7 protein-coding genes are annotated in these 8,348 nt (G+C 50.6%); 1 reads left to right on the forward strand and 6 read right to left on the reverse strand.

The genetic code is table 11. The features are described 5' to 3' along the window. The 5 genes from nadC to QA596_11075 form a co-directional block, all read right to left on the reverse strand. A complete protein-coding gene (nadC, locus tag QA596_11055; GenBank protein MDG5768004.1) occupies positions 1 to 864 on the reverse strand; it encodes a carboxylating nicotinate-nucleotide diphosphorylase in 864 nt (287 codons plus the stop codon). Beyond that, entirely contained in the window at positions 848 to 1,285 is a 438-nt protein-coding gene (locus QA596_11060; GenBank protein MDG5768005.1) for a thioesterase family protein, read from the reverse strand. Before QA596_11060 ends, nadC begins: the two co-directional genes overlap by 17 nt. Then, positions 1,275 to 2,252, reverse strand: a complete 978-nt coding sequence (locus QA596_11065; protein ID MDG5768006.1) for an acetyl-CoA carboxylase carboxyltransferase subunit alpha — start codon at positions 2,250 to 2,252, stop codon at positions 1,275 to 1,277. Before QA596_11065 ends, QA596_11060 begins: the two co-directional genes overlap by 11 nt. Positions 2,253 to 2,323: 71 nt before the next feature. Further along, positions 2,324 to 3,058 (reverse strand): polyprenol monophosphomannose synthase, encoded by a 735-nt coding sequence (locus QA596_11070; GenBank protein ID MDG5768007.1) that lies wholly within the window; start codon positions 3,056 to 3,058, stop codon positions 2,324 to 2,326. Positions 3,059 to 3,060: 2 nt separating this feature from the next. Continuing rightward, positions 3,061 to 4,482 (reverse strand): sugar transferase, encoded by a 1,422-nt coding sequence (locus tag QA596_11075; GenBank protein ID MDG5768008.1) that lies wholly within the window; start codon positions 4,480 to 4,482, stop codon positions 3,061 to 3,063. Between QA596_11075 and tgt the strand changes: the two genes are divergently transcribed. Further along, complete coding sequence (gene tgt, locus QA596_11080; GenBank protein MDG5768009.1) at positions 4,460 to 5,758, forward strand: tRNA guanosine(34) transglycosylase Tgt; 1,299 nt, start codon at positions 4,460 to 4,462, stop codon at positions 5,756 to 5,758. The two genes, QA596_11075 and tgt, sit on opposite strands and share 23 nt — an antisense overlap. 150 nt (positions 5,759 to 5,908) lie before the next feature. Here tgt and QA596_11085 read toward each other — a convergent pair whose 3' ends face one another. Further along, on the reverse strand, positions 5,909 to 8,107 hold the full coding sequence (locus QA596_11085) for a glycosyltransferase (GenBank protein ID MDG5768010.1): 2,199 nt from the start codon (positions 8,105 to 8,107) through the stop codon (positions 5,909 to 5,911). Between the last annotated feature and the right edge of the window lie 241 nt (positions 8,108 to 8,348).

An 8,348-nucleotide genomic window follows, 5' to 3' on the forward strand; every position in this document is an offset into this window, starting at 1 on the left:
TCAGCGGACAGACGCTCCGTCCACGAGCAGGGAGATATCCATAGCCGGCACCGAATGGGTCAGGGCACCCGACGATATGAAGTCCACGCCGGTTTCCCCGATGGCTGCCAGGTTTTCGAGTGTGACATTGCCGGATGCTTCAAGAAGAAAGCGCCGATCCACGCGTATCACAGCGGCCTTCACCATCTCAAGGCTCATGTTATCGAGCATCACATATTCAACACCACCATGGGCGATTACCTGGTCCAGCTCTTCCAGGCTGGACACCTCAATTTCAATGGCGGCGTCCAGGCGGTTCTGTTTACGATAATCCAGGCAAAGGTCAATGGCCCGCTCAATTCCGCCGGCCATGCGAATGTGGTTCTCCTTGATCAGGAACCGGTCATCCAGGCGCATTCGGTGATTATTCCCGCCTCCGATGCGTACCGCCATTTTGTCGAGGTATCGGTGACCGGGAGCTGTTTTCCGGGTATCGAGTATGCGGGTCCGGGTGGATGCCAGGCTTCTTGTGAACGCACAGGTGCGGGTGGCTATCCCCGACATTCGCTGCATGAAATTGAGAATGGTACGCTCGGCGCTCAGAATCGGTGCCAGCGGCCCTTCGATGCGTGCAATTTCCACACCGTTGCCGAGGGGTTCTCCGTCGCGAAGAAGCGGGGTGAATTTCACATCACTGCTCACCTGGGCCAGAATATAGCCGGCCAGATTGACGCCTGCCAGCACACCGTCTTCGCGTGAAACGATCCTGGCGGATCCCGTTTCGCTGCCGGAGTAGATGGCATTGGTGGTAATATCACCGGCGCCGAGGTCTTCGTCAAGGGCGAGCCGTACCAGTTTTTTTACTTCATCAGGCCATTTCTGCATAATCTCTGATCTTATTGAGGAAATCTTTCGGAGCACGAACCGGCTTTCGGCTATCCACATCGACAAATACCAGATCCACCTTGCCGATTACATGGATCTCCTTGCTGCCGGCCGGTCGTATATCATAAAACGTGGTCAGTCTCACCACCGGTTCATCGAAAATCTGCAGACGGGCATCCATCAGTTCATCGTACCTGATCGGCTTTTTGTAGCTGATCTGAACATTGGCCACCGGCAGCATCACCCCTCTGTTTTCCATCTCGGCGTAGGGGAGTCCGGCTTCCCGGACAAACTCGGTGCGTACCACTTCGAAGTACTCCAGATAGCGGCTGTGGTAGACCACGCCCATCTTGTCGGTTTCGCTGTAGCGGCTTCGCAGCGGCATCCGGTAGGTGAGGAAAGGGGGGCGGTCAGGAAGCATTCCGTTTTTTTCCCGTGTTTCCTGACCATTCTCCCATCTGCGAATATTTTTCTATGCGATGGGTTTTGAGCTCCTCCGGTTTCATTTTGCCAAGCCGTTTTAGGCTTTTCACAAGCTGTATGCGCACTGCTTGTGAAGCGGCATCATAATCCCGGTGGGCTCCTCCCAGGGGTTCCTCTATGACACCGTCGATAACCTTGAGTTTGAGCAGGTCGGGTGCGCTCAGTTTGAGTGCCTGGGCCGCCTGTTCTTTATAGTCCCAGGTTTTCCAGAGAATGGACGAGCAGGATTCCGGCGAAATGACCGAATACCAGGTATTTTCCATCATGTAGACCTCGTTGCCCATGCCGATACCCAGCGCGCCACCGCTGGCCCCTTCCCCAATAACAATGGTTACTACGGGAACACTCAACATGGCCATTTCACGCAGGTTTCGCGCAATGGCTTCGGCCTGCCCCCGTTCTTCGGCTTCAAGACCCGGGAAAGCACCAGGAGTGTCCAGCATGGTAATAATGGGGATTCCGAATTTTTCCGCTGTTTTCATAAGCCTCAGAGCCTTGCGGTAGCCATCCGGGTTCGGCATGCCGAAGTTCCGGTACTTGCGGCTTTTGGTGTCACGGCCCTTCTGGTGACCAATAACCATCACGGAGCGTCCATCCAACGTGGCAAATCCGCCCACAATGGCCTTGTCGTCACTGTAGCACCGGTCGCCGTGCAGCTCGATGAAATTTTCCATGATGGCGTAGATATAATCGAGCGTGTAGGGGCGGTCGGGATGGCGTGCCAGCTGAACACGTTGCCAGTGTGTCAGGTTGGAGAATATGGAGACCCGCAGTTCCTCGACCCGTTTGCGCAACCGGTCAATCTCCGGGGACAGAACATTATCATCGCTGATATTCAGTTCACTGAGCTCGGTAATCTTTTTCTCCAGCTCGATAATGGGTTTTTCAAAATCCAGATGATTCATTTGAATGGGTTTAGCTGAACGGTTTCAGACAGGTCGGGGATTAAAAACCCCGTTCGTTACCGGTCGTTAATCTACAAGATACCAAACAGGCTGCGCAGTTTCAGAACCCAGACCATCCAAACCGCCTCAAAGACAATCTTCTTTGACATCTTGGAGACGCCTTCGGTCCGTTCACGAAAGATAATGGATACCTCCTTTAAGCTGAAGCCCGCTTTAAATGCGCGAAAATGGACTTCGATCTGAAACGAATAACCGTTTGAGCGGATTTTATCCAGATCGATATTTTCAAGAACCTCTCGTGATATGCATTTGAATCCCGCAGTGGTGTCCCTTACCGGCATTCCGGTGATAAAACGGGCGTACATGTTGGCTGAATAGGAGAGGATCAGTCTCGTAAGCGGCCAGTTGATGATGCTTATTCCCTTGCAATAGCGGGAACCGATCGCTACGTCGCAGTGTCCCTTTTTAACCGGCGCTATCAATCTGGGCAGGTCATCCGGGTCGTGGGAAAAATCCGCATCCATCTCACAAACATACTTGTAAGAGCGGGAAAGCGCAAAGCGGAAGCCGGTGACGTAGGCCGTACCAAGCCCCAGTTTGCCCTCGCGTTCTATGAGGTGAATTCGGCCGGGATATTTTTTCTGCAGCTTCCTGACCTCCTCTGCGGTCCCGTCCGGAGAACCGTCATCCACAACCAGCACATCGATGGGTTCTTCCATTTGCAGGACGTACGGAAGCAACCGCCGCACATTCTCGGCTTCATTATAGGTGGGGATGATTACCAATGCCGCATTTTCATCGCTCATTTCTACTGGCCCTTTCCTTTGATCACCGTCATCACGGTATTAATTAAAATTTTAAAATCCATTTTCAAAGAGATGTTCTCGACATAAAACAGGTCGTACTTGGTCTTTTCCTTAACATCTTCCAGGCTCTCGTCGTATTTCCATTTCACCTGCGCCCAGCCCGTAATACCGGGGCGAACCCGGAGTCTTCTGGAGTAGAGCGGTATCTGTTTTTTAAACTGATTTACAAAGAATGGGCGTTCGGGTCGCGGCCCTACCAGGCTCATGTCACCACGCAGAACATTAAAAAATTGAGGCAGCTCATCGAAGCGCAGTTTTCGAAGCCAGTACCCGACAGGAGTAATCCGGGGATCGTTGTCGCTGGCCCAGACCGGTCCGCTCTCCTTCTCGGCATTTTCGAACATGGTCCGGAATTTGTACATGGTAAACGGCCGCTCGTATTTGCCCACCCGTTTCTGTTTGAAAACGGCATGGCCTGAAGATGTCAGGCGAATGATCAGAGTGATTACCAGCATCAGAGGCAGTGCCGGAATCAGAATAATCAGCGACAGGATGATGTCCATTGCCCTCTTCATAAACTTCTCCCAGGTGGGCATGGGGTCGGGCATCACATCAATCAGCGGCAAGCCGAAAATCTGGTTGGTCTGATTAAGCCCGGTAATAACCTGGTGGAAGTCCGGGAGAATTTTTACGGAAACGTTGGGGATGTCGATTTGGTCAAGAATGTAAATCAGATCGTCACGGTCATCGGTTTCAAGCGCTACGATAATTTCCTGGACCTTGTGGGCAATTACGATCTCTTTGAGATCGCTCACGCTGCCCATTACCATATCCTCGGGGACAGAGATCTCATTCTGTTGACCATCGTTGCCATTTATACGGAGAAAACCAAGCACGTTCATCCCTGAAGTGCGATGTCTGTTCAGGTTTTCATACACCGAACTTGCGGCCGGACCTGTTCCGACGATCACGGCACGATGGAGCCCCTTGCCCCGGAGTACGCGGTGTTTTTGAATGGTACGCAACATAAAACGTCCACTCGAGACACAAAGGAGTACAATCAGCCAGTACGTCAGCGTCACCCATTTGGCCTGATGCAGGTTTTCGGATGACCAGCCCAGGGAGTCGATAAACAGCAGAAAGAAAAGGATCAGTGTGCCGATAATCGAGATTTTTGCCACTCTCAGAATTTCATCGAACCGGGAGATCAAATAAAGGTGCCTGTACAAACCGAACAACCCGAATATGGCGATCCAGAAAACGGCCACAACCGCTCCCGGCAAAAAGAGAATTGCAGGGGCCAAAGCAGCCGGCTCAATACCCCAACCCAATTCAAACCGGATAACATAGAAGATGTACCACGCCAGCATCAGAAAAACAAAATCTGTTGCGATGGTACCGATGATCTCTTTTGCCTTTTCCAAAATAACGCAGGTTGTTTTTGATGCCGGCGGGATCTCCACGGCAGTTTTGCTTGCCCGTATTACCGGTTACAGGAGGAAATCGTTACGGGTTGTTGCTTCCAATCTTTATATTGGCTATTTCAATTCGTTAATAACCGTACAATATAACGTGTTCCATCTCAGAAAAGAAACTTCGAAAGGGAAAGCCAGGCTTGGTTCCATCACTACCGACCATGGTGTCATCCCGACTCCCATTTTTATGCCCGTTGGAACTTTGGGTACAGTCAAAGCCATCGACAGTGAATCACTTACGAATAAAGTCAAGGCTCCGGTCATTCTTGGAAACACCTACCACCTGTACCTGAGGCCGGGCAATGAGATCATGGGCCGTTCCGGCGGGCTGCACCGCTTCATGAACTGGCCGGGTGCACTTTTAACCGATTCCGGCGGATACCAGGTTTTCTCACTATCCGATATCCGAAATATTGAAGAGGACGGAGTTGTATTCAAAAGCCATCTGGACGGTTCCCGGCACAAATTCACACCTGCAAATGTGATCGAAACCCAGCGGATTCTGGGCTCCGATATCATGATGGTACTCGATGAGTGTCCGCCGTACCCGGCTACAGAATCGTACGTACGCCAGTCGCTTGATCTGACACACCGTTGGGCCCGTGAGTGTTTTGAAGCCTTTACGCAATCCTCTCCCCGATACGGCCACCGCCAGTTTCTATTCGGAATTACCCAGGGGGGCGTCTATCCAGAACTTCGAAAACAGTCCATCGAAACATTGGCTGCGACCGACTTCGACGGATTGGCCATCGGCGGACTGAGTGTCGGTGAACCACCGGAAATGATGTATGAAATTACCGGGTGGTCTACCGAGTTTATGCCGAAAGACAAGCCCCGCTATCTAATGGGTGTTGGAACCCCGGCCGACCTGCTGGAGTCTGTCGCACGCGGCATTGACATGTTCGACTGCGTCATGCCGACCCGAAATGCCCGGAACGGCATGCTGTTTACCCGCAATGGCATCATCAACATCAAAAATAAACGGTGGAAAACATATTTTGAACCGGCCGACCCGGGTTTCGGCTCCGATTTATGCCAACTTCACACAATGGCTTACGTCCACCATCTCTTCCGGGCCGGTGAGGTGCTTGGTATTCAGCTGGCAACCGCCCACAATCTTACGTTCTATCTGTGGCTGATGGAGCAGATTCGATCGCATATCGAAGATGATACGTACGCTGACTGGTACCCCGGAATGGTCGAGCAGGTGCGCCGGCGTCTTTGATTCTTCAGGCTTTCAGATATATAGCCTCGATGATGATCCATAGCTGAAAAATCAGGACGACTCATACAGTGTTTGAATTAATTTGAAACGAATCCGGCCGGTAGTGCCGCTATTCATTTGCGATTGGTTATTTGTCGACCGCCGTTTATGCTAAAGATTTCTGTCGATCGGTTCCAGAGTTGGCCGGCGGTAGATGAGGGTTTTCAGGATCAGATCCAGATCCAGCCAAACCGAATAGTTTTGCAGATAATACAGTTCGTACCGGACCTTTTCTTCTTCGTGATACAGCTGATTCTCCGAAAGTTGCCGCAATCCGCAAAGTCCCGGTTTCACATTGGCGAAATGCGGCACCCTGTCAGGTATGATGGGACTTCCCACCAGGCTGATGCGCCCGATCCAGACATACCACAAGAGCAGAAAGCGGTTCATCCAGCGGGATTCACGGTATGGTAGAAAAAGTGAAATCGTGTGCTTTTTGGTATCTGAAATATTGATCTCAACCGATTTTTTTTTGTGATGCCTCAGAATCGCCGGCAAAGTGAATACCGGTGCCATCACCAATATCAGGGGGGTCGACACCGTGAGGTCAAGGAGCCTTTTCAGGAAGATATTCCACCGGGTGAAATAGGAGAGGTCGGCATCGATTACAGGAAGGTCATCCAGGTATTCGACATTTGTTTTGCCGACGATGTAATCGAGGGAGTCTGCAACGATTCGGGGAAAGACGTTCGTTTCCCTGAGTTCGGAAATCGTTCTCAAAATCTGATCATGATCAACTGCCGGCAGCGTAAAAATGATCTCATCCACCTTATGATACTTTACAAGTTTCAGCACGGATGAGAGGTCACCGATTACCGGTACATTATCCACTTCATCCCGATGATAGTTTGGCTCCCGGGTTACCAGACCGACCAGCTGGTAATTCCAGTCTGGGCGGGATCGAAGTTTTCGGATTAGCTCGGGTGTCCGGTCATTAATTCCCGCAAGCAGCACTTTTCTGGAAAGAAAGCTGCCTGGAACACCTGGCGCTTTTCTGGACCGGTTGATCTTGATCATTCGCATCGCACTCAAAATGATCACTCCTCCCATGGCGCTCAAAAGCAGAATAAGCCTGGAAAATGCAAAATCCCGGAGAAAGAAAGTGATCAACACCACTCCGGCAAAAGCGATACCGGTACTTTTAATTACGGCGGGAATGGAGTATCGGTTCTTCCCATATAATTCGTGGTAGAGTGCTGCTGCGAGAAACAGCAGGCTCAGCAGGACATTAACCGACAGGAACTGAAGGTGAAAACGCTCAGCGATACTTACAATCGGAATCTCGTATCTCCAGACAAATAACACGATGATGAGAATGTTGAGCACAAACAAATCCACAACCGGCTGAAAAACCTTTCTGGCAATAGTATTCAAATAGGATATTAAACCTTTCACTACGATTCCGGACAGGATAAAAATCCGAAAGAAAAAGGTATACCCAAAACTGTAATGCTTTTTGAAGAACTGGTACATCGCCTTGTTGAAGGTAATGACATAGTCCAGGTTTTCCTTTTTGGTACTCTCCCCCTTGTAGTGGATGATACTTGTCGCCGGTTGATAGTCAATTTTCCACCCTTTCTTCTGCACACGGTAGCAAAGATCGATATCTTCGCCGTACATAAAGAATTGTTCATCAAAACCGTCAAGCTCTTTAAGGACGTCTGTGCGGAAAAACATGAACGCACCGGAGAGCACCGGTACTGGTCCGGCGGTATTCTCATCCGTCCCCCCCAGGTAATAGGCGGAAAAACGACTGCTGTTTGGAAAAAGCCGGGGAAGCCCGACCATTTTGTACAAAGCGGACATGGGGGTTGGCACCGACCTGCGTGACTCCGGGGCAAAGGTACCATCCGGATTAAGAATTTTACATCCTGCTGCGGCTGTATCGGGATGATCTTCCAGATGACGGAACATGACTGTGAGAGTATCCTGCCTTACAATGGTATCGGGGTTAATCAACAGGGTATATTTTCCACGTGCCTGCCGAATTGCCTGATTGTTAGCCCTTCCGAATCCGATATTGTCATTATTGAGGATATAGTTCACATCCGGGTACCTTTTTTTCAGGTATCCGGCCGAGCCGTCTGAAGAGGCGTTGTCAACGACAAAGATCTGAAGCTTAAGTCCGTGTGCCGCTTTCTCAAGGGAGCCCAGAAGATTGGCCACAAACTCCTTGACGTTATAGTTGACAATCACGATGCTGATATCAACGGCCGTCGTTGTTTCTGCATCCATATCCGGCCGGCTTCCATCCGTTTTGGATTGCTCTGTCCCTCTTCCCGGTTTGTCGGTTTCCTTATGGGATGTCATGAAGCGATACTTTGATAACATGCAGTTTTAGACATTCCGTCATTGCATCCGTGGAGGGATGATTCCGGGAACTGCAGCAAGTGGTTCTTTGAAGGATACATAGACATGACAAAATAATAAAGTTGATGCCGGGTTACCGCAATGTACTGTAGCCGGACGCATGCCGGAGAAAAATACGCAACGAGTGATAAATAAGGAAGTTGGATTGCGGGGGGTGAGGGGCCAGGTCGTGGGTGTGAGT

The sequence above is a fragment of the Balneolales bacterium ANBcel1 genome (genome assembly GCA_029688905.1).
Taxonomy (GTDB): domain Bacteria; phylum Bacteroidota; class Rhodothermia; order Balneolales; family Natronogracilivirgulaceae; genus SLLW01.